Origin of the sequence: Pseudomonas sp. JUb42 (assembly GCF_024807945.1) — a bacterium.
GTDB lineage: Bacteria > Pseudomonadota > Gammaproteobacteria > Pseudomonadales > Pseudomonadaceae > Aquipseudomonas.
On record NZ_JANUFD010000009.1, the window covers coordinates 29420 to 54186 of the forward strand.

Genomic DNA, 24767 nt, shown 5'->3' on the forward strand with positions numbered 1-24767 from the left:
TGATGACCTTTTCATTCATAGGGAATGCACCATGTCCACCGCCGAAACTCCGGACAACGCCCTGCAACTCAACAGCACGGAAGTACGTATCCTCGGCTGCCTGATCGAAAAACAGGCCACCAGCCCCGAGACCTACCCGCTGACCCTCAATGCGCTGATCATCGCCTGCAACCAGAAAACCAGCCGCGATCCGGTCATGAACCTGACCCAGGGCCAGGTCGGCCTGAGCCTGCGCGCCCTTGAAGGCAATGGCCTGGCCCGACTGGTGATGGGCAGCCGCGCCGATCGCTATGAGCATCGCGTGGATAAGGGCCTGGAACTAGTCCCGGCCCAGGTCACCCTGATCGGGCTGCTGTTCCTGCGCGGGCCGCAGACGGTCAACGAATTGCTGACCCGCAGCAACCGCATGCACGACTTCGAAGACGTCGATCAGGTGGTGCACCAGCTGGAGCGCCTGATTGCCCGCGGCCTGGCGACCCTGCTGCCGCGCCAGTCCGGCCAGCGTGAAGACCGCTATATGCACAGCCTGGGCGATCCGGCCGATCTGGAAGAACTCCTCGCCGCCCGGCAGAGCGCGCCTGAGCGCAGTTCGGGCGGCTCGGCTTCCAGCGAGCGTATCGATGAGCTGGAAGCGCGAATTGCTGCGCTGGAAGAGCGTCTGGCACGACTGGAACATTAACCCCTAGCGAATGCTGCGGCCTGTTGATACTGCTCATCGGCAGGTCGTACGCCGGTGTACAGCACGAATTGCTCAAGCGCCTGGATCGCCGCCACTTCATCACCGCTGATCACGCGCTTACCCAAGCGGCGGGCGGTCTTGATCAGCGGGGTGTCCGCCGGCGTGGCGACCACATCGAACACCGTCTCGGCTGCGGCAATGGCCGTTTCATCGAACGCCAGCTCGTCGGCCTGCGCCCCCGCCATGCCCAGCGGCGTGACATTGACCAGCAACGCCGGGCGCTCGTCACCCAGCTGCGCCTGCCACTGCAAGCCACAGGACTGTGCCAGGGCACGACCGGCCTGCTCGTTGCGGGCGATAATCAGGCCATCGGTGAAGCCGGCATCGCGCATGGCGCTGACCACCGCCTTGGCCATGCCACCGCTGCCGCGCAGGGCAAAACGGGTGCGCGGCACCTTATAGCGGTCTAGCAGTTGGGCTACGGCAATGTAATCGGTGTTGTAGGCCTTGAGATGGCCGTCTGTGTTGACGATGGTATTGATCGACTGAATCGCTGTGGCGGACGCATCCAGCTCGTCGACCAGGGCAATGCAAGCTTCCTTGAACGGCATGGACACGCCGCAACCGCGAATACCCAGTGAGCGGATGCCGGCAACGGCGGCAGGCAGGTCAGTCGGGGCAAACGCCTTGTAGTAGAAATTCAGACCCAGCTGTTCATACAGATGGTTATGAAAGCGCACGCCGAAGTTACCGGGCCTGGCGGCCATAGACATACAGAGAAGAGTGTCTTTGTTCGCAGTCACGGGCATGTTTTTCTCCAACGGTATTAGATAAAGAGGGCCCGGCAGGCGTATCATCGGCGCTGTTAAGGTATTGAAACGCCCTGCCCGGCTCTATCGGCGGCTACCTTACACAAAATTTACTCAGCGGCTTCGAAGATTTGCCAAAAGTCGCTGTCATAGAGTTATCCCGTGGCATTGCTTGAGATGAAGTCAGGCTAGCGACAACGGGGTTGAAAGCCGAGGAACAGTCATGATTCGTCAAATTCCCAAGGTTGCCTTGTTACTAGGTGCCCTAGCCCTTGCAGGTCAAGCCGAAGCCCATGGCGGCGGCGGCAATTGGGCTGGTCCCGCTGTCGTGGGTGCGATTGTTGGCGGGGTGGTTGGCGCCGCAGTTGCTTCGGGCCCGAGACCCGTCTACGTCCAGCAAGCCGCTCCGGTATACGTACAGCAGCCGGTCTATGCCGCACCACCACCGGTTTACTACCAGCAGCCTGTAGTTGTAGCACCGCCACCGGTTTACTACCGTCCGCAGTACTACGGCCCACCACCGGGCTACTACGGTCGCCCCCATGGTTACTACGGCGGTGGCCGCTGGTAATCGCCGCACCGACAACCCCGCCCTTTTGGCGGGGTTGTTGTTTGGGGATATTAAATTTTTAGTACAAAGGTCGTAACCAGAACAATGACCAAGGAAAAATAGGTCATCATGTGGCTGTATTGATTTATCTATAACGATAAGGACCATGCCATGCCGACACAGAACCCCCATCACGCCAATGGTCTGTGCACCTCGAACAAAGTCTATAGCGCCCTCACCGAACTCAAGAGCCTGGAAGGTCACCGCACCGCCAAGTTTCTCTCCCTGCTGGCACAGAACCTGGTGGAAAAGGGTTTGCTGTCGGATCAGGAAATCGTTTCGATGCTGGATCAGGTGGTCGATTGACCGCCTGAGACTCACTCCCCGCGTCACCCCTCGCCGTTATTCGCTGCAAATCATTCCCGCCATCAATTCATCAATGTCCACTATCGAGAGCGGTGATTTCTGCCCGTAACGATGGCGCCGTAAAGTAGCGCCATAGATTGGTGGAGACACTTAAATGAATAAGGTTCAAATCATGTCGGTCGTCGGCAGCGCAGTACCGGCCCAGTTGCGCGAACGCGGTCTGCTGGCCTGCTGGTACCTGATGCACAACGGCGAGCCGGTCAGCGGCCCCTTTGTATCACTGCCCGACGCCCAGGCCTCATCAGCCGAACTGGATGCCCGCCATCTGAACAGTTGATTGCCCGTTTCAAGCTTCACGCTTCAGCGAAAATCGTGCGTTGCTCCGCACACCCCCTTGCCCGCATCCTCCCCTGAGTGCGGACTTTTTTTTGCGCCGCAAACGCCAACATGACCGTAGAAGCGACTTTAGCCGCGAGAACGCCCTCGCGACCGAAGCCGCTCCTAAGACGGGAACGGGCTTACAGACGCTCCGCCATCGCCGCATTGACCTGGCAACGATGGGTCAGCTTCTGCAGGCGCTTTTCCAGGGCGATGAACACCACGCGATCAACGCGGCCGCTTTCCAGCTCATCCACCAGATCACCGGCAACCTGGCGCAATTCGTAGGCAATCACGATGCGGTCGTCATTGAGATCGCGCTTGTGCGATTCGAACAGGCGATGCAAGTAATCCTGCAGCACATTCTGCAAACGATGGCGGTCAGTGGCGCGCAGGTGACTGAGGTTAAGACTGATCCGGGCCAGGGCCTCGCTCAACTCACCACACAGGTACTGCATGCGCCGCGCATAACCGACTTCCCGGTCACGCATCTGCTTGTGCTGGGCTGCCGCGTCCTGCTTTTTCTGAATCGCAGGGATCAGCACGGCCATCATCATCCCGATTACCAGCCCCGTGGCCTGAACCCAGTTGGCCCATTCCGATGGCCTGGAGAAGGACCCCATGCCCAGCAGAAGTGCAGCCAACGCCACTGCGACGATCACCAGAACGACGTAATCCTTGCTGATAAAACCCTTGGGCATTGCATGATTCCTTAAATCTGTTGAGGCATGGGCAGCGATGCTAATCGGTGCAAGCGTTTGACACCATGAATATTCAAGCTCATTCACGAATGGATGGCACGTTTCATGGCGAACATAAAATGACGGCAATAGGCGACTCGTTGGAGCGAGGCTTGCCCGCGAAAGCGATGTTTCAGATTAACAAAATGGTGTGAAGTTACCGGCCTCTTCGCGAGCGAACCTCGCTCCCACAATGATCATGCTCCGATGTATGCAGATGAAACCTCCTACAACACCCATCGACATCCAGCCAATTCGGCATAAAATGCAGCGTTTTTTCTATATTCCTTCTTTTAGTGAGCCACTCTTGAACATTCGTCTTCCTGTCCTGGGCCTATTATTTGCACTTAGCGGCCCGCTCTTCACCTCTGTTGCCAGCGCCAACGATGCTGCTCCCTTCAACCGTGATCCTTCGCAACTGCACCTGGCTTCGGGCAGCGCGATGGTTATCGATCTGCAAACCGACAAAGTGCTGTACTCCAGCAACCCTGATGTCATCGTGCCCATTGCTTCGGTCACCAAACTGATGACCGCCATGGTGACGCTGGACGCCAAGTTGCCGATGGACGAGTTCATCCCGGTGGATATTTCCAAGACCGCCGAAATGAAAGGCGTGTTCTCCCGGGTCAAGCTCGGTAGCGAACTGAGTCGCCACGACATGCTGCTGATTGCCCTGATGTCTTCGGAAAACCGCGCGGCCGCCACCCTGGCCCACAGTTATCCGGGCGGCTATCAGGCCTTTATTCTGGCTATGAACGCCAAGGCCAAGGCTTTGGGCATGGCTCACACGGTGTATGTCGAGCCTACCGGCCTGTCGATCTACAACGTCTCGACCGCTCGCGACCTGACCAAACTGGTCATCGCGGCACGCAAATACCCGATGCTCAGCGAGCTGAGCACCACCCAGGAAAAGACCGTCACCTTCCGCAAGCCCACCTACAGCCTGGGCTTCAGCAACACTGACCACCTGGTGCGCAAGTCCAATTGGGACATCAAGCTGACCAAGACCGGCTTCACCAATCAGGCCGGCCATTGCCTGGTCCTGCTGACCACCATGGCCAATCGCCCGGTCTCGGTGGTCATTCTTGACGCCTTCGGCAAATACACCCACTTCGCCGACGCCAGCCGTCTGCGCCTATGGCTCGAAACCGGCAAGAGCGGCGCGGCGCCGGAAGTCGCCCTGCAGTACAAGAAAGAGAAGAACCTGGTGATGAAGCAGAGCGGCCTGCAAGTCAAAGAGTAGGATCGGTAGGGCGGCGCTCCGCTTTAGCCGGGTGAGCATCCTCCCGGCTAAAGCAGCGCCTGCAGCCACCCGATGACGCCACGCCATATTCATCAGCGACACGTCCTGCAAATTAGATGGGCAAATCAGTCCTTTATGAGCTAAACCTGTGACATCGCCCGCACTGTTCGGGGCGTCCTATGGGAGTTCAGGACCATGCTCGTCAAATGGCTGCTGGCCGCGGTACATCTATTGGCCTTTGGTTTTGCTCTGGCGGCGGTACTGGCCAGAGGTCGGGCACTACGCAGACTAAGAGCCGACGATGCACGCTCCTTTCGGGATGTGTTCGTGGTCGACAATATCTGGGGACTTTCCGCTGCCCTGCTGCTGATTACCGGGGCCTTTCGGGCCTTTGGCGGCATTGAAAAGGGTTCGTACTACTACCTGCATCAACCGCTCTTCCACCTGAAGATTCTCGCCTTCATTCTGATCGTGGCCATCGAAGTGGTGCCCATGTTCGCCCTGATCAAATGGCGCATCGCATTCAAGAATCAGATGCCCATCGACACCAGCCGATCCCGGCGCTTTGCCCGGATCAGTCACGCCGAGGCTGCGCTGATGGTGATTATCGTCATTGCCGCCACCGGTATGGCCCGTGGAGACCTGATCAGCTAAGCGCTCTGAATCAAGTATTTCACCGGTAAAATAGACCGCCCTCGTGGCGGTTTTTTCGTTTGAATGCGCGGGATTCCGGCCTTCTGCACCGCAAAACGCTTGCACAAATGTTGGAATACCATAATATGACATTCCAACGGTTCAGCCATGTTTTTACCGACAACGTCCAGCCCCTTGAGCAGACAAGAGACGTGCGGAGGCTAAACCCGCAACAGCCAGATTTCGTTTTACTGCTCTAGCCGGGTGTGCCCGCAAAGAGGCGCATTCGGACATCCCAGGATTTTCACCGAGGGCAACAGTATGGCAATTGGCAAAGGTATAACAGCAGCGTTGGCAGGTTTGGTTTTCACCTTGAGCAGTGGCGCGACAATGGCCGCTGACAGCATCAACTTTGTCAGCTGGGGCGGCAGTACCCAGGACGCGCAAAAAGAAGCCTGGGCCAATGTGTTCAGCAAAAGCAGCGGCATCACTGTGGTACAGGATGGCCCGACCGACTACGGCAAACTCAAGGCCATGGTCGAAAGCGGCAACGTGCAATGGGACGTGGTCGATGTCGAAGCCGACTTCGCCCTGCGTGCCGCCAAGGAAGGGTTGCTGGAACCGCTGGACTTCAACACCATCGACCGCACCAAAATCGACCCTCGATTTGTCTCCGACCATGGCGTCGGCTCCTTCTTCTTCTCTTTTGTCCTGGGCTACAACAAGGACAAGCTCAAAGGTCAGGAACCTGAAACCTGGAGCACCCTCTTCGACACCAAGACCTACCCCGGCAAACGCGCCCTGTACAAATGGGCCAGCCCCGGCGTACTGGAACTGGCCCTGCTCGCTGATGGCGTAACGCCTGACAAGCTCTACCCCCTGGATCTGGACCGCGCCTTCAAGAAGCTCGACACCATCAAGAAAGACATTGTCTGGTGGGGCGGCGGTGCGCAGTCGCAACAATTGCTCGCTTCCGGTGAAGCATCTCTGGGGATGTTCTGGAATGGCCGGATCTATGCATTGCAACAGGACGCCGCGCCAGTCGGGGTAAGTTGGAAACAGAATCTGGTCATGGCCGATATGTTGGTCGTGCCCAAAGGCAGCAAGAACAAAGCCGCAGCCATGAAGTTCCTCGCCAACTCCAGCAGCGACAAAGGCCAGGCTGACTTCTCCAACCTCACCGCCTATGCGCCGGTCAACGTTGACAGCGTCAAGCGCCTGGATTCATCGCTGGCGTCCAACCTGCCCACCGCGCATGTCGCGGATCAGGTCACCCTGAACTTCGCTTACTGGGCAGATCACGGTTCCGAAATCGCCACACGGTGGAATGAATGGCTGGTCAAGTGAGTTCATCGGTTATTGGCTCCCGGCAGGGTGACGCGTCAAGCGTCACCGCTGCACCGCCAGCCAACGAAAGAAGCCTGCGCTGGCGGGGTTTCAGCAACCTGCTGCCGGCCCTGGCTTTCCTCTCGATCTTTTTCCTGTTGCCTCTGGTCGCCCTGCTGTTGCGCGGTGTGCTGGAGCCAACGCCCGGCTTTGGCAACTACGCCCAGTTGTTCGCCAATTCGGCCTATGTACGGGTACTGGTCAACACCTTTTCAGTGGCCGGGCTGGTCACACTGATCAGCCTGCTGCTGGGTTTCCCCCTGGCCTGGGCGATCACCCTGGTGCCCCGTGGCTGGGGTCGCTGGCTGCTGAATATCGTCCTGCTGTCGATGTGGACCAGTCTGCTGGCGCGCAGCTATTCCTGGCTGGTGCTGTTGCAGTCTTCCGGGGTGATCAACAAGGCGCTGATGGCCATGGGCATCATCGATCAACCGCTGGAAATGGTGCATAACCTCAGTGGCGTGGTGATTGGCATGAGCTACATCATGATCCCGTTCGTGGTCCTGCCGTTGCAGGCGACCATGGCCGCCATCGACCCCATGGTGTTGCAGGCAGGTTCCATTTGCGGGGCCAGCCAGTGGACCAACTTCTACCGAGTATTCCTGCCCCTGTGTCGGCCGGGACTGTTTTCCGGCGGGTTGATGGTCTTCGTCATGTCCCTGGGCTACTACGTCACCCCGTCGCTGCTCGGTGGCGCGCAGAATATGATGCTGCCCGAGTTCATTATCCAGCAGGTGCAATCCTTCCTGAATTGGGGACTGGCCAGCGCCGCAGCTGCCTTGTTGATCGTCATCACCCTGGTGCTGTTCTACTTCTACCTGAAGCTGCAACCGGAATCCCCGGTCGGCAACGCGAGGTAATCCCGATGTTATTGACCGCCAATGCCATGGGCAAAGGTCTGCGTCGCGGGCTGTTCCTGAGCACCGCGCTGATTGCCGCCTTTCTCTTGCTGCCGATCGTGTTCATCGTCCTGCTGTCGTTCGGCTCTTCGCAATGGCTGGTCTTCCCGCCACCGGGCTGGACGCTGAAATGGTATGTGCAGTTCTTCGCCAATCCGCAGTGGATGGACGCCGCCATGGCCAGCCTCAAGGTCGCCCTGCTGACCACGGTGTTCGCCCTGCTGCTGGGCCTGCCCACGGCTTTCGCCCTGGTGCGCGGGCGCTTTGCCGGGCGTGACTTTCTGTACGGGTTGTTCACCCTGCCGATGATCGTGCCGCTGGTGATCATTGCCGTGGCGGTGTACGCGCTGTTCCTCAAGCTGGGCTACACCGGCACGCTGTTCGCCTTCGTGGTCAGCCATGTCATCGTCGCCCTGCCCTTTACCGTTATCTCCATCATCAACTCCCTCAAGCTGTTCGATCGCTCGATCGAAGACGCGGCGGTGATCTGCGGCGCCTCGCGCCTGCAGGCGGTGATCAAAGTGACTTTCCCGGCCATTCGCCCAGGGCTGATTGCCGGTGGCCTGTTCGCTTTCCTCGTGTCGTGGGATGAAGTGGTCCTCAGCGTGATGATGGCCAGCCCCACCCTGCAAACCCTGCCGGTGAAGATGTGGACCACCCTGCGTCAAGACCTGACCCCGGTGATTGCCGTGGCTTCGACCCTGCTGATCGGCCTGTCCCTGGCCGTGATGCTGATCGCCGCGCTGATCAAGCGCCGTAACGAGATACGCGCCTGAGCGCGCAGGAGACTCATCCATGAAATCCGCTCAATCCGTTTTGTCGTCCGATACCGCCAAACCCCTGGTCAGCCTGCGCCATCTGAGCAAGCATTACGGCAGTTTCAAGGCCGTGGACGATCTGGCTCTGGACATTCAGGAAGGCGAGTTCCTGACTTTCCTCGGCTCCAGCGGCTCGGGCAAGACCACCACCCTGATGATGCTCGCCGGCTTCGAAACCCCAAGCGCCGGGGAGATCCAGGTCGAAGGCCGCTCGCTGGTCCAGGTGCCGCCGCACAAACGCAATATCGGCATGGTGTTCCAGCGCTACTCGCTGTTCCCCCATCTGTCGGTGCGCGACAACATCGGCTTTCCCCTGTCGATCCGTAAACGCGATGCCGCCGAACGCAACAAGCGTGTCGACGAGATGCTCAAGCTGGTGCAACTGGAAGCCTTCGCCGAGCGCCGTCCCAGCCAGCTCTCCGGCGGCCAGCAACAGCGTGTGGCGATTGCCCGGGCGCTGGTCTACGAGCCCCGCATCCTGTTGATGGACGAGCCCCTGGGCGCCCTCGATAAAAAGCTGCGCGAAGACTTGCAGGACGAACTGCGCCAGTTGCATCGCCGCCTGGGCATCACCATCGTCTATGTCACCCACGATCAGGAAGAGGCCATGCGCCTGTCCCAGCGCATCGCCATCTTCAGCCACGGCAAGATCGTCGGCCTGGGCAGCGGCTATGACCTGTACCAGAACCCGCCCAATGCCTTCGTCGCCTCGTTCCTGGGCAACTCCAACTTCCTGCGGGTCACCGCGGGCGGGCACGCGGTGGCACGTTTCGAAGGCCGCGACGTAGCCATGCGCCCGATGCCAGGCGTCAGCCCCGGTACCGACCTGCTGCTGATGATTCGCCCGGAAAAAGCCCAGGTCCTGACCTCTGAAATGGCCGCCATACAGCCCTTGGAAAACGGCTGGAACGAAGTCAGCGCCCAGGTCGAGGAAGTGGTATTCCTCGGTGAAAGCCAGACCTACAGCGTCAAGACCGCCCAAGGCTGCACCCTGAGCATCAAGGCCCTTACCAATGGCCAACCGCTACTGCCTGCCGGCAGTGAGGTGCGGGTGCGCTGGGCGGCGGCGGATGCCTGTGTCTATAGCGAGTGGAATGAAAGTGATCTGAACAAGACCACTGTGGCGGTGTAACAACGACTGATCGCGGTACTGACTCCAGAAGCAAGTAATGTGGGAGCCAATTCATTCGCGAATGGAGCATTTCAGGCGATAGAGCTTTGTCGACTGTGCAGCCCTTTTCGCGAATGAATTCGCTCCCACAATTCGCCGCCAAAATGCTGCCCCAGAAGAGGATCCGAACCTGGAGCTAGGGCATCGGGCTCATTTCAAAAATCGCGCCTTCAATCCCCAGCACCTCGCGGCTATCGGAATAGATGCCGACACCCTTCTCCCAGACCACCTTGATTGTGCCGTCGGCACAGCGGATGCGGTATTTCAGCTCGTAAGGCTGCTGCCGCGACAGCGCGTATTGCACTTCGCGCCAGACATAATCGGCATCGTCCGGGTGAATCAGGCTGCTGTAGGTGCAGTCGTGGTTGTCCATCAGCCGCTCGGCCGGGTAGCCGGTCAGTTGCTGGCAACCGGCACTGACGAATTCCATGGTCCAGTCGCGGTTATTGCGCCCGCGATAAATCAACCCCGGCATGCCGTCGAGCAGGCTGCTGGCGCTGCGCTGGCTGGCTTGCAGGGCAATCTCGCGACGCTTGTGGGCGGTGACATCATTGACCACCAGATAGAAATGCAGCTCGCGACGCTTCAAGCTGACCTCGAACCAGCGCAACTCGCCGGCCGGGTGCACGAAGCGCAAGCGCTGATTGAAGGCAATGGCCGGGCGCAGGCGCAGTTCGTACAAGGCCTGACGCCACAGCGAACGATCTTCCTGATGCACGTAGTCGATGAGCAGGCGCGTGCCCTGGGGCCGCTCCATCAGTTCGACCCAGGTGCTATTGAAACGAGCGATTTCACCGTTGTCGCGCAACTCCAGCAGCGCAATGGGGAAGGCATCCAGTGGCGGATTGGCCAACGGTTCCAGAGCGGCTGCACGATTGTCCATCATCAATGCCGCTCCTCTTTGCGCAACGACGCCACCTTGTGCACCCACGCCGCCAATTCCAGGCGCGAACGCAGGTTGAGCTTTTGCAACAGGTTCTTCACGTAGATCTTCACCGTGCCGTCGCTGATCCCCAGCTCGCGGCCGATCTGCTTGTTGCTCATGCCCGAGGCGATCAGCGCCAGGGTCTGGCTTTCGCGGTCAGTCAGGGTGCTGTCATCGATCTTCGCAGGCAGCGTCTGAGGCTCGGCCAGCAGCGAGACCAGGGCGTCATCCAGAACGATCGCGCCCTTACTGCAATTGCGCATGTAGGTCAGCAGTGCCTCCGGTTCGGTTTCCTTGAGCACATAGCCACTGGCCCCCAGGCGCAGGGCCGTGAGCAGTTCGCCGCGATCCATGGAGGCGGTGAGTACGACGATCTGGCAATCCAGGCCCAGCTGTTTGATTTCATCGAGCACCTGCAAGCCGCTCAGGCCCGGCATATGTAAATCCAGCAGGACCAGTCGCGGCGCCAGGTTCACCGCCAGGTTGATGCCTTCGCGGCCGCTGGCGGCCTGGCCGATCACATCGAAGTCGTCGCTGGCGTCGAACAGCTGCGCCAGCCCCCGGCGGAACAAGGGATGATCATCGATCAGCAATAAGCTCGTACTGTTCATCGAGGCGCCTCGGCGAGTCTTCGGTGGAAGGAGGGGTAAGGTTCAGCTGCACGCGAGTGCCATGGGGAAGCACGGTTTCGATGCTCAACTGCGCACCGATGCTCGCCGCCCGCTCGCGAATGATCGCCAGGCCGTAATGGTTGTCGTCCAGGGAGGCCGGGCTCAGGCCGATGCCGTCGTCCTCGACGCTGACGGTCAGTTCGCCCTGCAGGCTCTGGCGCAATTCCAGGCGCACATGTCGCGCGTGAGAATGCCGTACCACGTTGGCCAGGGCCTCGCGGATGATCTGCAACAACTGCAATTCCACTTCCGGCGACAGGGCGTCGTCGGCCAGGCGATTGTCCAGTTCAAAGACGATGATGCAGCGCCGCGAGAACTCGGCCACCGAGTCGGCCAGGGCCTGACGCAGGGAGCGGCCGTCCATGGTCAGGCGCGCGCTGGTGATCAGCTCGCGCACCTGACGCTGCAACTGGCTCAGACCGCCACGCAGTTCCGCCAGCAAAGGCGTCAGTTGCTCCGGTTGATTGAGTCGGCCTTGAATCAGGCTGGTCTGGAATGACAGATAGCCGAGCTGCTGCGCCACCGAATCGTGCAGCTCCCTAGCCAAGGCACCGTGCTGCGAGGTGGCTTCCTTGCGCTGTTGCTCACGCTTGTAGCGCAGCAATTGCACACTGACACCGACCACCCTGGCGCTGTCTTCAAGCAACTGGCGCAGGGCGCGGCTGGCGGGATACGGGCTGTCGAGCAACAGCACAGCGCCAGCCAGGCTTGGCTCGTTAGTGACTGCACACAACACCCGGCATTGGCCGCGCCTATGGCAGGCACTACAGGCCCGGGCCAGTTCGCCGAGGGTACCGCTGCGCCACAGGCAATCAGCTTCGTCCTCGCAGGCGCTGAGCAATGCGCGCCGCGCCGGGCCGTAATCCTCGCCGGGCACAGCCAGGCCAAGGCGGCAAGCGTTTAGCAGTGCCTCGAAATGGTCCATGAACTGCGACAAGGCATCGTCCGCGTGCATCTGCCGCAGCGGTAACTCGGCCAACAGGCGACGGATGTCACCGGCCTTGTCCGGGCGCGTGCGCAGCAACCATCGTCGCCACGCCGTCGGCCTCACTTGCGCTGTCACTGACATCCACCTGTCCTTCGCCGGAATCTGCACAAAGGCGAGCAACTTCCATGCCTCCGACACCCCGTTTCGACGGCCTACCCCCAAGGAGATACCTCTTTTTCCGGATTGAGCGGTAATTCCTTTTAAGAAAGTATCTTCCCCAACAGGAAACAAACCCACGAACCGGAGGGTTTCATGAGCAGCGCCCAAAACAGCGACACTTACCGCCCCTTCAGCGTGCCGCAATACCGCCAAGCCGCCCCGAAAGCGTGCGCGCTGCACCATCTGTTGGTACTGCAAAACGCAGTCGATGAGTTGCCCGAATCCCTCCAGGCTTTTGTCCGCGACCTGCCCCGGCCGATCCTGCTCAGCGCTCGCAGCGAAGGCTTCGGCAAACATCTGAATACCCTGCTCTACGCCGCGCCAATCGGCAGTCATCTGTATGTGCTCGGCGATGAAGCCTTTGTGTGGCAGGTGCATGTGACGGCTCAGGGCGCGGGCATGCTCAGCGAGGAAATCGACCTGATCAACTGCGGCTCGGCACAGCGCCGGGTGTTTTGTGTGCATTGCGGCCTGACTCAGAACACCCCCGCCGTCGCGCAACTGAACTGCGCCGGGTGCCGAGTGCAATTGGGGGTTCGCGAGCATTTCTCCAAGCGTCTGGGCGCCTACATGGGCGTCTGCGAAAACCCCGACCAGGCCTACGACCAGGTACAACAGGGCGAGGTGCAGCCATGATGCAGGTTCGCGTCAGCGCCATCCGCCAACTGACCCCGGTGATTCGCGAGTTCACCTTTACCGCCCTCGATGGCGATCTGCCCGGCTTCTCCTCGGGCAGCCATGTGCAGGTGCACCTGCCCTTGACACAACGTACAGCGCGCAACGCCTACTCGCTGATCAGCGACCCGGCTGACACCCGCCACTATCAGATTGCCGTGCGCTTGCAGGAGCCCTCCCGTGGCGGCTCGCACTATCTGCATCACCAGGTGCGGGTCGGCGACACCCTGACCCTGTCGCCCCCAGCCAATCTGTTTGCCCCGGACCTGACCGCCCGCCAGCACATTCTCATTGCCGGTGGTATCGGCATCACTCCGTTCATGGCCTACCTCGACAGCCTGGAACGCAGCGGCGCCGCCTTCGAGCTGCATTACGCCTATCGCGGCGGCCTGACCGACGCCTTTATCGACGACTTGCAGGAGCGCCTTGGCAGCCGCCTGCACCGCTACGACGGCAGCGCCGCTCAGGTCATGGACCTCAATGCCATCCTCGGCGCCCGGCCCATGGGCAGCCATGTCTACACCTGCGGCCCACAGCGCCTGCTCGACGGCGTACGCGAGCAAGCCAAGGCCCTTGGCTGGCCCGACGCCCGGGTGCACTGGGAAGCCTTCAGCAGTGCGCAACCAGGTGTGCCATTTAGCGTCGAGCTGACGCGCAGCGGCCTGAACCTGCAGGTCGAGGCCGAGCAAAGCCTGCTCGAAGCCCTGGAAGAAGCCGGGGTCGCCATTCCCAACCTGTGTCGCGGTGGCGCCTGCGGTCAATGCGCGACCCGTCATCTGCAAGGCGACATCGAGCACCGCGACCACTGCCTGAGCGCCGAAGAACAGCAGCAGTACCTGATGCCCTGTGTGTCACGGGGCTGCGGCACGGCGCTGATTCTCGATCTGTAAACCTGTAGGAGCGAATTCATTCGCGAATGGCGCCCGTATGAGCAACACCGCTTCGCGAATGAATTCGCTCCCACAACATTTCACCCATTCAAATGGTTATGCGTCGTTTGAAAAGAGGAACCCACCCATGTCCGTGCAATTCACTGCGCCACAAAGCTACCGGGATGATTTCACTTTCCGTAACAGCCCCAAGGCCATTGCCCGCTTTCCGTTCCCCTTTGCCGAAGACAGCTACATGTACTCGGTAAATATCGAGCCGGCCACGCCTCGCGCACCCGGCTCGGTGTATCAGCACTGGTTCGATATCGACGAGCATTACCGGTCTGAAATGGCCGAGCGCGCCCTGGTGCTGGACAAGGATCCGCGCCGTTGCCTGGTCATGCCGCACATGCAGGAAGCCTCCTGGGATGCGTTGCAGATGTTCATGGAACACCTGTCGGCCGACTATCCGCAGTGGTTTGAACTGGACTGCGACGGCAATCACTGGCACTGGCGCAACAAGGCCCTGGGCATCGACCAGCGCTTTACCTTTGGCGATGCCAGCACCCTGCCCTGCGAGCCTCTGGAGTTCATTACCCGCCAAGTCCAGGGTGATATCGCCCTGCTCGATCAGCGCGACAACGACCTGTTCATGGACGCCGGCATGGTCACCTCGCCCGCCGACTGGTCCCTGGCCTTCGACGCCGGCATGAGCTTCAAGCAATGGCACTCGCCGGTGCCCATGGCCAACCAGATGGGCGTGTTCGACCGCGCCCTCAAGTACCTGCTGGCGATCCAGGTCAACCAGCCGGTGCGCCGCCTGAACTGGACCCTGACCATCAATCCGCGTCTGGATTCGTCCCCCGAGACCTTCCACGAATGGGGCGCCGATCGCGGCCAGATCACCCCGGACAACGTCGGCAGCGCCGTGCACCTGCGCGTCGAGCTGCAATTCATGGTCCGCCTGCCGCGCAGCAACGGCCTGATGTTCAGCATCCGCACCTACCTGATCAGCATGAACGAACTGGTCAGCCACCCCGGCTGGGGCCAGCGCCTGCACCGGGTGCTGCGCGACCTGCCGGACCCCATCGCCGACTACAAGGGCATGACCCGCTACCGCCAGACCCTGGTGCAGTGGCTCAGCCGGTTCGACGAACAGGCCTGAAACCTCCCCCTTTCCCACCACAAGGAATCATCACATGGCTCACTCCTGGCGCATCTCCGCACTGGCCGAACGTCACCGTGCCCTGGGCTCGAACCTGGAAGACTGGAACGGCATGGGCACCGCCTGGACCTACGCCAGCGACCTGGCCGATCACCATCAGGCGATCCGTACCAAGGCCGGGTTGATGGACGTCTCGGGCCTGAAGAAGGTCCACTACGTCGGCCCCCACGCCGAAAGCCTGCTGCAATGGGCGACGACTCGCGACATCGCCAAGCTGTACCCCGGCAAGTCGGTGTACGCCTCAATGCTCGATGACGACGGCAAGTTCATCGACGACTGCATCGTCTACCGCACCGGCCCCAACGCGTTCATGGTGGTGCACGGCGCCGGCACCGGCTACGACATGCTGGTGCGCTCGGCCCAGGGCCGTCAGGTCGCGGTGCTGTTCGACGACGACCTCCACGACCTGTCGCTGCAAGGCCCCCTGGCCGTGGACTTTCTCGCCGAGCATGTGCCGGGCATTCGCCAGCTGCCGTACTTCCACCATATGCAGACCCAGCTGTTCGGCCGCCCGGTGATGATCTCCCGCACCGGCTACACCGGCGAGCGCGGCTACGAAATTTTCTGCAAGGCCGCCGACGCGCCGGCGATCTGGGAGCAGATCCTCGAACAGGGCGCGGGCATGGGCATCATCCCTTGCGCCTTTACCGCCCTGGACTGGCTGCGGGTGGAAAGTGCGCTGATGTTCTTCCCCTACGACAACTCGCAGATGTACCCGTTCGCCAACGAAAAGGCCGGCGACACCCTGTGGGAACTGGGCCTGGACTTCACCGTCTCGCCGGGCAAACAGGAATTCCGTGGCGCACTGGAGCACGCCCGCCTGCAGGGCAAGGAGCGCTTCAAGATCGCCGGCATCCTGATCGACGCCGCGCGCAGCGCCGATGCTGGCGACAGCCTGTGGCACGACGGCAAGCAGGTCGGGGTGATCACCTGCGCGATGTACTCGCGCCTGAGCAAACGCTCCATGGCCATCGCCCGGGTCAGCGTCGACTGCGCCGCTCCCGGTGTCGCCCTGCAGGTTCGCGGCAGCCTGGAAGCCAGCGCCGCCAGCCACGCCCTGCCCTTCGACGACCCACAAAAAACCAAGCGCACCGCCAAGGGCTGAGCCACGCCGCCAACATTCCGGGAGACCTCGATGGACACGCCACACCAGCACTACATTCTCAAGATCAGTTGCCCCGCCACTTCAGGCATCGTCGCCGCCGTGACCTCGTCACTGGCCGAGCAGGCCTGCTACATCAGCGAACTGTCGCAGTTCGACGATGAATTCACCGGGCGTTTCTTCATGCGCGCAGTGTTTCGTTTCAACCAGGGCGTGAGCGGCGACCTGGCAACCGTGGAAAAGAGTATTGCCGCCCTGGCCGGTGGTTTTGACATGCAATGGCAACTGTTCAGCTCGGCGAAACCGGCACGGGTGCTGCTGATGGTCAGCAAGTTCGACCACTGCCTCACCGACCTGCTGTATCGCCACCGCAAAGGCGAGATGGACATGCAGATCACTGCCATCGTCTCCAACCACCTGGACCTGCGGCCCATGGCCGAGCGCGAGGGCATCCGCTTCGTCTACCTGCCGGTGACCAAGGAAACCAAGGCGCGCCAGGAAGCCGAACTGCTGCGCATCGTCGAAGAAACCGAGACCGACCTGGTGGTGCTTGCGCGCTACATGCAGATCCTCTCCGATGACCTGTGCCGCCAGCTCTCGGGCCGCGCGATCAATATCCACCACTCGTTCCTCCCCGGCTTCAAGGGCGCCAAGCCCTACCACCAGGCTTACGAGCGCGGCGTGAAACTGATCGGCGCCACCGCCCACTACGTCACCAGCGATCTGGACGAAGGGCCGATCATCGAGCAGGAAGTCCAGCGCGTGGACCACACCATCGCTCCCGACGCCCTGGTCGCCATCGGCCGCGACACCGAAACCGTCGCCCTCTCCAAAGCTCTGAAATACCACCTGGAACACCGGGTGTTCATCAACCAGGACAAGACCGTGATTTTTCGCTAGGGGCCGCAGCGTATTGGCTGTGGAACCTGAACTGTGGGAGCGAGGCTTGCCCGCGAAGAGGTCGATACATTCGACGCATTATTCGATGCCGCCACACCGCCTTCGCGGGCAAGCCTCGCTCCCACACATATGCAGTCACTCAACTAATTATGTGTTTTGAGAAGAGAGGCACACCCCCATGACCCTACGTGTAGCAATCATCGGCGCCGGTCCCTGTGGCATGGCGCAACTGCGGGCCTTCCAGTCGGCGCGGGACAAGGGCGCGGACATCCCGGAACTGGTCTGCTATGAAAAGCAGAAAGACTGGGGCGGCATGTGGAACTACACCTGGCGCACCGGTCTGGATGAAAACGGCGAGCCGGTCCACGGCAGCATGTACCGCTACCTGTGGTCCAACGGCCCAAAGGAATGCCTGGAATTCGCTGACTACACCTTCGAAGAACATTTCGGTCGCCCCATCGCCTCCTATCCGCCACGGGAAGTGCTGTGGGACTACATCAAGGGCCGTGTCGAAAAGGCCGGAGTGCGCGATTACATCCGCTTCAACAACGCCGTGCGCCAGGTCAGTTTCGACGAGCAGAGCCGCCAGTTCAGCGTGGTCGCCCATGACTACGACAGCGGCGTCGAAACCTGCGAAACCTTCGACTACGTGATCAACGCCTGCGGCCATTTCTCCACGCCGAACATGCCGTACTTCAAGGGCTTCGAGCATTTTGGCGGGCGCATCCTGCATGCCCATGACTTCCGCGACGCCCTGGAATTCAAGGGCAAGGACCTGCTGCTGATCGGCAGCAGCTACTCGGCCGAAGACATCGGCTCGCAATGCTACAAATACGGTGCCCGCAGCATCACCAGTTGCTACCGCACCGCGCCCATGGGCTACAGTTGGCCGCAGAACTGGGAAGAAAAACCGCTGCTGCAACGCCTGGAAAAGAACCGCGCCTACTTCGTCGACGGCAGCCACAAGCACATCGACGCGGTGATCCTCTGCACCGGCTACCAGCACCACTTCCCGTTCCTGCCCGACGAGCTGCGTCTGAAAACCGACAATCGCCTGTGGCCGATGAACCTCTACAAAGGCGTTTTCTGGGAAGCCAACCCACAGCTGATTTACCTGGGCATGCAGGACCAGTGGTACTCCTTCAATATGTTCGATGCCCAGGCCTGGTATGCCCGGGACGTGATCCTCGGCCGTATCGCCCTGCCCGACCACGCCGCCATGGTCGCCGATAGCCAGCAATGGCATGAGCGCGAGCAGACCCTGGAAACCAACCAGCAGATGTTCGAGTATCAGGGCGCCTATATCCAACAACTGGTGGACGCCACCGACTACCCCAACTTCGACATCGCCGCCGTCAACGACACCTTCCTGCACTGGAAGCACGACAAGGCGGAAAACATCATGGGCTACCGCGACAAGTCCTATCGCTCGCTGATGACCGGTACCCAGTCGCCGCCCCATCACACACCGTGGCTCGAAGCGCTGGACGACTCCATGGCCGCCTACCTCGGCGACCCCGCCAGCCAGCGGCGGGCCTGAGGCCATGAACGCACCGAGCATTTCCCGGCCCTGGGAACCGGGGCTGTTCGCCCGCAGCCCGGCCCAGGAGCGTTACCGGGTCGCGGGTGGCGGCCTGACCCTGATCAGCCTGGACAGCGGCGACAGCCTGCACATCATCGACGTCGAAGGCTTGCAGCCCTGCGAGCTGATGGCCTTCGAAAGCCAGGGCCGGGATGCCCTGGCGCTGCTCGGCCTGACCCTGGACGGCGGCTGCCGCTTTATTGCGCACTACCTGGCACGCCCCGGCCAGCAGGCCCGACGCATCCAGCAGGCGCTGAATAAACGCGGCGTCGACTTTGCCCAAGGCAAGGGCGCGGCATCGCTGTGGGATGCCGGTTCTCCCGCTGGTTTCAGCCGCCGCTTCGTCGCATCGGCGCAGTTGTTAGTGCTGATTGCCGCGCCGGACACCCCGGCGACCGTTGACCGTCAGGCCACCGCCAGCGAACTGCGAGTAGAGGTACAGCGAGCCAATCCATCGCCCCTGCTGCTGCCCAAGCTGCCCGAGCCACTGGCCGAGCCCATCGACGAGTTCACCATTCGCGCGGGCACCGCCCATAGCTACAGCGTCGGCAAGGGCCAGTACATTCAGGTGCTCGATGTCGCCGGGCGCCAGTGCTCGGACTTCGTCGCCCTGAACCGCCGCGCATTGGACCTGGGCCAGGAACTCGACCTGGACCAGACCGTCACCCGCACCCTGAACGGCAACGCCTACCCGGCGCCGGGGCTGTTCAGCAAGTTCTTCGATCGCCAGTTCCAGCCCATGCTCGAAGTGGTGCAGGACACCGTCGGCCGCCACGACTCTTTCGCCCTCGCCTGCGCCGCTCGTTACTACGAAAGCCACGGCTACTTCGGCCATGACAATTGCAGCGACAACATCAGCGCCGCCTTGCAGGGCTATGGCGTACAGGCGCGCGCAGGCTGGCCGGCAATCAATTTCTTTTTCAATACCGGCATCGACGCCCATCAGCAGATGACCCTCGACGAGCCCTGGTCGCGCCCCGGCGACTACGTGCTGCTGCGGGCCATGACTGAACTGGTCTGCGCCAGCAGCTCCTGCCCCGACGACATCGACCCGGCCAACGGCTGGAACCCCACCGACATTCATATCCGTGTGTATTCCGACAAGGAGCGCTTCTCCATCGCCATGGCCAGCCGACCTACCGCCGACGCCGATCCGACCCTGACCCGCGAGTCGGGCTTCCACTCCCGCACCCGCGCCCTGACCGGCAGCTTCAGCGACTACCGCAACTGGTGGCTGCCGCTGCGCTACGACGGTTTTGGCGCCATCGACGAATACTACGGCTGCCGCGAGCGCGTCGCGGTGATGGATCTGACCGCCCTGCGCAAATTCGAAGTTATCGGCCCCGACGCCGAAGCCCTGCTGCAGTACTGCCTGACCCGTGACGTGCGACGTCTGGCCATCGGCCAGGTGGTGTACTCGGCCATGTGCCATGAACACGGCGGCATGCTCGACGACGGCACCTTGCTCCGGCTTGGCCAGGACAATTTCCGCTGGATCTGCGGCGAGGACTACGCCGGGGTCTGGTTGCGCGAACAGGCCGAGAAGCTGGGTATGAAGGTCTGGGTCAAATCCGCCAATGAGCAAATTCACAACCTATCGGTGCAAGGCCCGCTCAGCCGCGATCTGCTCAAGCAACTGGTGTGGACGCCGGCCACCCAGCCGGGCGTGGAGAGCCTCGGCTGGTTCCGCTTTCTGGTCGGCCGCCTGGGCGACTACGACGGCTGCCCGCTGATGATTTCACGCACCGGCTACACCGGCGAGCTGGGTTATGAAGTCTGGTGCCATCCACGGGACGCCGAACAGGTCTGGGACCGCATCTGGCAGCTTGGCGAGCCGCTGGGCATCGTGCCCTTGGGCCTGGAAGCCCTGGACATGCTGCGCATCGAAGCCGGGCTGATCTTTGCCGGTTACGAGTTCAGCGACCAGACCGACCCGTTTGAAGCCGGGATCGGCTTCAGCGTGCCGCTCAAGAGCAAGACCGACGACTTCATCGGCCGCGATGCCTTGCTACGCCGCAGCGCCCATCCGCAACACAAACTCGTGGGCCTCAAGCTGCAAGGCAACGAAGGCGCCCATCACGGCGACGGCGTCTACCAGGGCCGCGCGCAGGTCGGCGTGATCACCAGCGCCTGCCGCTCGCCCCTGCTGGCCAGCAACATCGCCCTGTGCCGGATCGACACCAGCCAGAGCGAAATCGGCACCCAGGTCCAGGTCGGCAAAGTCGACGGTCTGCAAAAACGCATCGATGCCGTGGTCACGGCGCCGATCTTCTATGACCCGGACAAGAGCCGTGTAAGGAGCTGATCGAACAAAAACTATATGAATTGATTTGTGGGAGCGAATTCATTCGCGAAAGCGGTATTTCAAACGACAAATAATCGTCGAATTTACCGGCCTCTTCGCGAATGAATTCGCTCCCACAGAATCAGCTCCCACCAATTGTTCTTCATCTGCCCATGTCACACCGCATTACCTCTCACTCAACCATGGGACTACCGAAATGGAAGCGACTTCGTTCGACAGCGTATCGCCAGCAAGCCCGGCAACCGAGGGCCTGCATCGCAAGATTGATTGGCGGGGTGCGTTCTGGGTGGCCAGCGGCGTGCCTGCGCTGGTGCTGTTTTCCATCGGCGCCATTGCCGCCACGGTGGGCAAACCGGCCTGGATCGTCTGGATCGTGTCGATCCTGTTCGGCTTTATCCAGGCCTTTACCTACGCCGAAATCGCCGGGCTGTTTCCGCATAAATCCGGCGGCGCCTCGGTGTATGGCGCCATCGCCTGGGTGCGCTACAGCAAGCTGATCGCCCCGGTGTCGGTATGGTGCAACTGGCTGGCCTGGTCGCCGGTGTTGTCCATCGGTTCAGGGCTGGCGGCGGGCTATGTACTGACCGCGCTGTTTCCCGCTGATGCCCTGATCAACACCTGGCAACTCACCCTGCTGGACCTGGGCTGGATCAAGAGCGGCCTGTCCCTGCGCCTCAACGCCACCTTCGTGCTCGGCGTGCTGATTCTGCTGGGGGTATTCGCCGTACAGCATGGCGGTATCCTGCGTTCGGCGCGGCTGACCCTGATCCTCGGCGTCACTTCGCTGATCCCGCTGCTACTGGTGGGCGTGGTGCCGCTGCTGACCGGCGACGCCACCCAGGCCAACTTCTTTCCCCTGGCGCCCCTGGCTCACGACGCGCAAGGCGCAGTGATCGACGGCAGTTGGGATATTTCCGGTTGGTCGCTGATGGCGGGCGGGTTGTTTATCGCCGCGTGGTCGACCTACGGCTTTGAAACGGCGGTGTGCTACACCCGGGAATTCAAGGACCCGAAACGTGACACCTTCAAGGCGATCTTCTTCGCTGGCCTGCTGTGCATCGTGGTTTTCACCCTGGTGCCCATGGCCTTCCAGGCCAGCCTCGGCCTCGGCCAACTGGTCACCCCGGCAGTGGTCGATGCCAATGGCGTAATCACTACGCCCGCGGTGTACAGCGGCCTGCTCGACCCGGCAATCTACAGCGGCATGGGCGTCGGCCAGGCCATGGCGGCGAGTATTGGCGGCGGCAAAGTGGTGGGCAATATCGTCCTGATCATGCTGGTACTGGCGACTCTGCTGGCAATCATGACCTCGATGTCCGGCTCATCCCGCACCCTATACCAAGCCTCGGTGGACGGCTGGTTGCCCAAATACCTGGGCCGTACCAATGAGCACGGCGCACCGACCGCAGCCATGTGGACCGACCTGTCGTTCAACCTGCTGCTGTTGCTGATGTCGGACTACGTCTTCGTGCTTGCCGCGTCCAACGTCAGCTACATCATCTTCAACTTCCTCAACCTCAACGCCGGCTGGATCCACCGCCTCGACCGCCCGGACTGGGCCCGCCCCTACAAAGCCCCCAAAGTGCTGCTGGCCCTGGGTGCCCTGCTGAGCTTCGTCAATCTCGCCTGCATGGGTCTGGGCGCGGATATCTGGGGCACCGGCACCCTGTTCACCGGCGTGCTGCTGGCGCTGCTGATCATTCCGGTCTTTCTCTATCGCCACTACGTTCAGGACAAAGGCCACTTCCCGGCCGCAATGCTCAGTGACCTGCATCTGCAGGCTGATGGCGGCATCAAGCGGGCGGGGATGCTGCCTTATGTGACGTTGTTGGCGGGCGTGCTGGTGGTATATTTCTGCCATCGATTGGTAGGTTAGACACGCCATAGCCATCGGGGGCAATCATCGCTGACGTTGCTCCGACTTTCGGAGCGACGTTATGCTGCATCCGGCAAACGCAAATTGATGCCTGAGCGAACGGACGAGTCAGATCATTTCGAATGGAGTCTGCACCCATGAGTTTCAACTGGCACAGCGACCCGTTGACACGAAATACGCCGGTCAACAGCACCTATAAAAATACCCAGAACGTTCGCCGGTTCATGATGGAACACTGCGGGGCGACCTTCATATTCGACCGGGACTTCATGGCCTGGATTCGCAATGAGGTGGCGAAAACACTGGGCGATGTAGTGGACGAATGGTTGCGGCGCCAAGGTGACAAATCAAAATGATCTTCCCCGTGATCGGATAGCACCCACCAATCACTGTGGGAGCGAGGCTTGCCCGCGAAGAGGCCGGTACATCCGACACATTTTCTGCGTGATAAATACCGTCTTCGCGGGCAAGCCTCGCTCCAGACCTGCATTGATCTAGCGAGCGTCTAGCCCACTCAACGACTCATCAATGACCGCCCTGGCATGATCAATCAGATACTTCGAGGAAAACGCCAGATCCCGATCTTCACCCTTATGGCGATCACCGCTTTCATAAGCAGTTACCGAAGCGCAAAAGTTAGTGCGATAGGTCATACGGTCAATCCAATTTGATCAATGGAAACTGCCGGATATCGCGACTAATCGATGGGTGGCAGCTGTACACAGGTTAGTAGACCGGAAATTCGTAAAAACCGGCGCACCCAAAGGTGCCCTACGTACAGCCGCCATAGAGTCTGAGCGTTAATGAACACCTGAGCGTGGACGACTATACGAATTTTTTGGGCTACTAAACCCAGTCACCGATAGGTGGCGACCGCGGCACCTTAGTAGCCGAAATCGACAGGCGCAAGGGGCCGAAAACATCTCAGAAACCTCACTCAACAAACAAAGAAATATCTCACACAAGCAAGAGGAAGACTCCTATAACAAAACCTTTTTTAAAGGCTCATAACGTCCACCGCAAAGCTGCCTTACCCATCTAGCCCCAACCTCAAACCCTTCTAGCGACCTGTCGCCATCGCTAGCAAGGCGGCTCCCACAAATCGGTGCCTGTCTCGCCGTCTTCCCACGCCCCTCACACCATTCATAACAAAACACTTGCACGCCCCATAATCTGGTATACCATCATACAACAGACCAAATACCAGCTCTTGGAGTGCACACATGAGTTTCGAGATTCGCAAGATCGTCACCTATATCGAAGAGACCCTGATCGAAGGCGGCAAGGCGGCGGACAAGCCGGTGACCATGATTGGCGTGGCGGCGGTGATCAAGAATCCTTGGGCCGGGCGTGGTTTCGTCGACGACCTGAAGCCGGAAATCATGGCCAACTGCTCGGAGCTGGGCGCGCTGATCGTCGCCAAGCTGACTGCGGCCATTGGCGGTGCCGACAAGATCGAGGCCTACGGTAAAGCAGCCGTGGTCGGTGCCGATGGCGAGATCGAGCATGCTTCAGCGGTGATCCATACCCTGCGTTTTGGCAATCACTACCGTGAGGCGGTCAAGGCCAAGAGCTACCTGAGCTTCACCAACAAGCGCGGCGCGCCGGGCACGTCGATCCAGGTGCCGATGATGCACAAGGATGACGAGGGCTTCCGCTCCCACTACATCACCCTGGAAATGAAGATCGAAGACGCCCCGCGCGCCGATGAGCTGGTGGTGGTGTTGGGCGCCGCCGATGGTGGCCGGGTGCATCCACGGATCGGCAATCGCTACAGCGATCTGCAGGAACTGGCCGCGGAAAAGGCGCAGTGAACGG

Annotated in this window: 25 protein-coding genes; 20 read left to right on the forward strand and 5 right to left on the reverse strand. The window is 60.8% G+C overall.

What is annotated here, in order from left to right; translation table 11 throughout:
• Window positions 1-31 precede the first annotated feature (31 nt).
• Entirely contained in the window at window positions 32-679 is a 648-nt protein-coding gene (locus tag M2401_RS18545) for a YceH family protein (protein ID WP_259104992.1), read from the forward strand.
• Here M2401_RS18545 and M2401_RS18550 read toward each other — a convergent pair.
• On the reverse strand, window positions 676-1488 hold the full coding sequence (locus M2401_RS18550) for a shikimate 5-dehydrogenase (RefSeq protein WP_259104993.1): 813 nt from the start codon (window positions 1486-1488) through the stop codon (window positions 676-678). The genes M2401_RS18545 and M2401_RS18550 overlap by 4 nt on opposite strands.
• A 223-nt stretch (window positions 1489-1711) precedes the next feature.
• On the opposite strand from M2401_RS18550, the gene M2401_RS18555 reads away from it, so the two are divergent.
• From M2401_RS18555 to M2401_RS18565, 3 genes are all read left to right on the forward strand, one after another.
• Window positions 1712-2059: a hypothetical protein gene (locus tag M2401_RS18555; RefSeq protein WP_259104994.1), complete on the forward strand. Its 348-nt coding sequence runs from the start codon at window positions 1712-1714 to the stop codon at window positions 2057-2059.
• 150 nt (window positions 2060-2209) lie between these two features.
• Window positions 2210-2404 (forward strand): hypothetical protein, encoded by a 195-nt coding sequence (locus M2401_RS18560; RefSeq protein WP_259104995.1) that lies wholly within the window; start codon window positions 2210-2212, stop codon window positions 2402-2404.
• Window positions 2405-2558: 154 nt separating this feature from the next.
• Complete coding sequence (locus M2401_RS18565; RefSeq protein WP_259104996.1) at window positions 2559-2741, forward strand: hypothetical protein; 183 nt, start codon at window positions 2559-2561, stop codon at window positions 2739-2741.
• A 181-nt stretch (window positions 2742-2922) separates the two neighbouring features.
• Here the strand turns inward: M2401_RS18565 and M2401_RS18570 are convergent, their stop codons facing one another.
• Window positions 2923-3483 carry a hypothetical protein gene (locus M2401_RS18570; protein ID WP_259104997.1) on the reverse strand — a complete coding sequence of 187 codons (561 nt, stop codon included), beginning with the start codon at window positions 3481-3483 and terminating at the stop codon, window positions 2923-2925.
• Between the two features lie 346 nt (window positions 3484-3829).
• Between M2401_RS18570 and pbpG the strand changes: the two genes are divergently transcribed.
• The 6 genes from pbpG (at window position 3830) to M2401_RS18600 (ending at window position 9633) form a co-directional block, all read left to right on the forward strand.
• Complete coding sequence (gene pbpG, locus M2401_RS18575; RefSeq protein ID WP_259104998.1) at window positions 3830-4765, forward strand: D-alanyl-D-alanine endopeptidase; 936 nt, start codon at window positions 3830-3832, stop codon at window positions 4763-4765.
• Window positions 4766-4960: 195 nt separating this feature from the next.
• The gene (locus M2401_RS18580) at window positions 4961-5419 is read left to right on the forward strand and encodes a DUF2214 family protein (protein WP_259104999.1); all 459 of its coding nucleotides are present in this window, start codon (window positions 4961-4963) and stop codon (window positions 5417-5419) included.
• A 300-nt stretch (window positions 5420-5719) separates the two neighbouring features.
• Entirely contained in the window at window positions 5720-6745 is a 1026-nt protein-coding gene (locus M2401_RS18585) for an ABC transporter substrate-binding protein (protein WP_259105000.1), read from the forward strand.
• Window positions 6730-7644, forward strand: a complete 915-nt coding sequence (locus M2401_RS18590; RefSeq protein ID WP_259105001.1) for an ABC transporter permease — start codon at window positions 6730-6732, stop codon at window positions 7642-7644. The genes M2401_RS18585 and M2401_RS18590 overlap by 16 nt, the downstream gene beginning before the upstream one ends.
• A gap of 5 nt (window positions 7645-7649) precedes the next feature.
• Complete coding sequence (locus tag M2401_RS18595; protein WP_259105003.1) at window positions 7650-8459, forward strand: ABC transporter permease; 810 nt, start codon at window positions 7650-7652, stop codon at window positions 8457-8459.
• 19 nt (window positions 8460-8478) lie between these two features.
• A complete protein-coding gene (locus M2401_RS18600; RefSeq protein ID WP_259105004.1) occupies window positions 8479-9633 on the forward strand; it encodes an ABC transporter ATP-binding protein in 1155 nt (384 codons plus the stop codon).
• A gap of 175 nt (window positions 9634-9808) precedes the next feature.
• Here the strand turns inward: M2401_RS18600 and M2401_RS18605 are convergent, their stop codons facing one another.
• The 3 genes from M2401_RS18605 to M2401_RS18615 are packed head-to-tail and all read right to left on the reverse strand — an operon-like array spanning window position 9809 to window position 12337.
• Window positions 9809-10558, reverse strand: a complete 750-nt coding sequence (locus M2401_RS18605) for a PAS domain-containing protein (protein WP_259105006.1) — start codon at window positions 10556-10558, stop codon at window positions 9809-9811.
• Window positions 10558-11208 carry a response regulator gene (locus tag M2401_RS18610; protein WP_259105007.1) on the reverse strand — a complete coding sequence of 217 codons (651 nt, stop codon included), beginning with the start codon at window positions 11206-11208 and terminating at the stop codon, window positions 10558-10560. The genes M2401_RS18605 and M2401_RS18610 overlap by 1 nt, the downstream gene beginning before the upstream one ends.
• Window positions 11177-12337 carry a sensor histidine kinase gene (locus M2401_RS18615; RefSeq protein ID WP_259105008.1) on the reverse strand — a complete coding sequence of 387 codons (1161 nt, stop codon included), beginning with the start codon at window positions 12335-12337 and terminating at the stop codon, window positions 11177-11179. Before M2401_RS18615 ends, M2401_RS18610 begins: the two co-directional genes overlap by 32 nt.
• A gap of 171 nt (window positions 12338-12508) precedes the next feature.
• On the opposite strand from M2401_RS18615, the gene M2401_RS18620 reads away from it, so the two are divergent.
• From M2401_RS18620 to M2401_RS18665, 10 genes are all read left to right on the forward strand, one after another.
• Window positions 12509-13051, forward strand: coding sequence for a dimethylamine monooxygenase subunit DmmA family protein (locus M2401_RS18620; protein ID WP_259105009.1), 543 nt, complete (start codon window positions 12509-12511; stop codon window positions 13049-13051).
• On the forward strand, window positions 13048-13980 hold the full coding sequence (locus tag M2401_RS18625; RefSeq protein ID WP_259105010.1) for a PDR/VanB family oxidoreductase: 933 nt from the start codon (window positions 13048-13050) through the stop codon (window positions 13978-13980). The genes M2401_RS18620 and M2401_RS18625 overlap by 4 nt, the downstream gene beginning before the upstream one ends.
• Window positions 13981-14107: 127 nt before the next feature.
• Window positions 14108-15124 (forward strand): DUF3445 domain-containing protein, encoded by a 1017-nt coding sequence (locus M2401_RS18630; protein WP_259105011.1) that lies wholly within the window; start codon window positions 14108-14110, stop codon window positions 15122-15124.
• 34 nt (window positions 15125-15158) lie between these two features.
• Window positions 15159-16289, forward strand: a complete 1131-nt coding sequence (locus M2401_RS18635) for an aminomethyltransferase family protein (RefSeq protein ID WP_259105012.1) — start codon at window positions 15159-15161, stop codon at window positions 16287-16289.
• A gap of 30 nt (window positions 16290-16319) precedes the next feature.
• Complete coding sequence (gene purU, locus M2401_RS18640; RefSeq protein ID WP_259105013.1) at window positions 16320-17186, forward strand: formyltetrahydrofolate deformylase; 867 nt, start codon at window positions 16320-16322, stop codon at window positions 17184-17186.
• A 178-nt stretch (window positions 17187-17364) separates the two neighbouring features.
• Window positions 17365-18726 (forward strand): NAD(P)-binding domain-containing protein, encoded by a 1362-nt coding sequence (locus tag M2401_RS18645; RefSeq protein WP_259105014.1) that lies wholly within the window; start codon window positions 17365-17367, stop codon window positions 18724-18726.
• A 4-nt stretch (window positions 18727-18730) separates the two neighbouring features.
• Complete coding sequence (locus tag M2401_RS18650) at window positions 18731-21073, forward strand: DUF1989 domain-containing protein (protein WP_259105015.1); 2343 nt, start codon at window positions 18731-18733, stop codon at window positions 21071-21073.
• A gap of 196 nt (window positions 21074-21269) precedes the next feature.
• Window positions 21270-22949 (forward strand): APC family permease, encoded by a 1680-nt coding sequence (locus M2401_RS18655; RefSeq protein ID WP_259105016.1) that lies wholly within the window; start codon window positions 21270-21272, stop codon window positions 22947-22949.
• A 137-nt stretch (window positions 22950-23086) separates the two neighbouring features.
• Window positions 23087-23305, forward strand: a complete 219-nt coding sequence (locus M2401_RS18660; RefSeq protein ID WP_259105018.1) for a DUF6434 domain-containing protein — start codon at window positions 23087-23089, stop codon at window positions 23303-23305.
• An 867-nt stretch (window positions 23306-24172) separates the two neighbouring features.
• Complete coding sequence (locus M2401_RS18665) at window positions 24173-24763, forward strand: amino acid synthesis family protein (RefSeq protein WP_259105019.1); 591 nt, start codon at window positions 24173-24175, stop codon at window positions 24761-24763.
• Window positions 24764-24767: the final 4 nt, after the last annotated feature.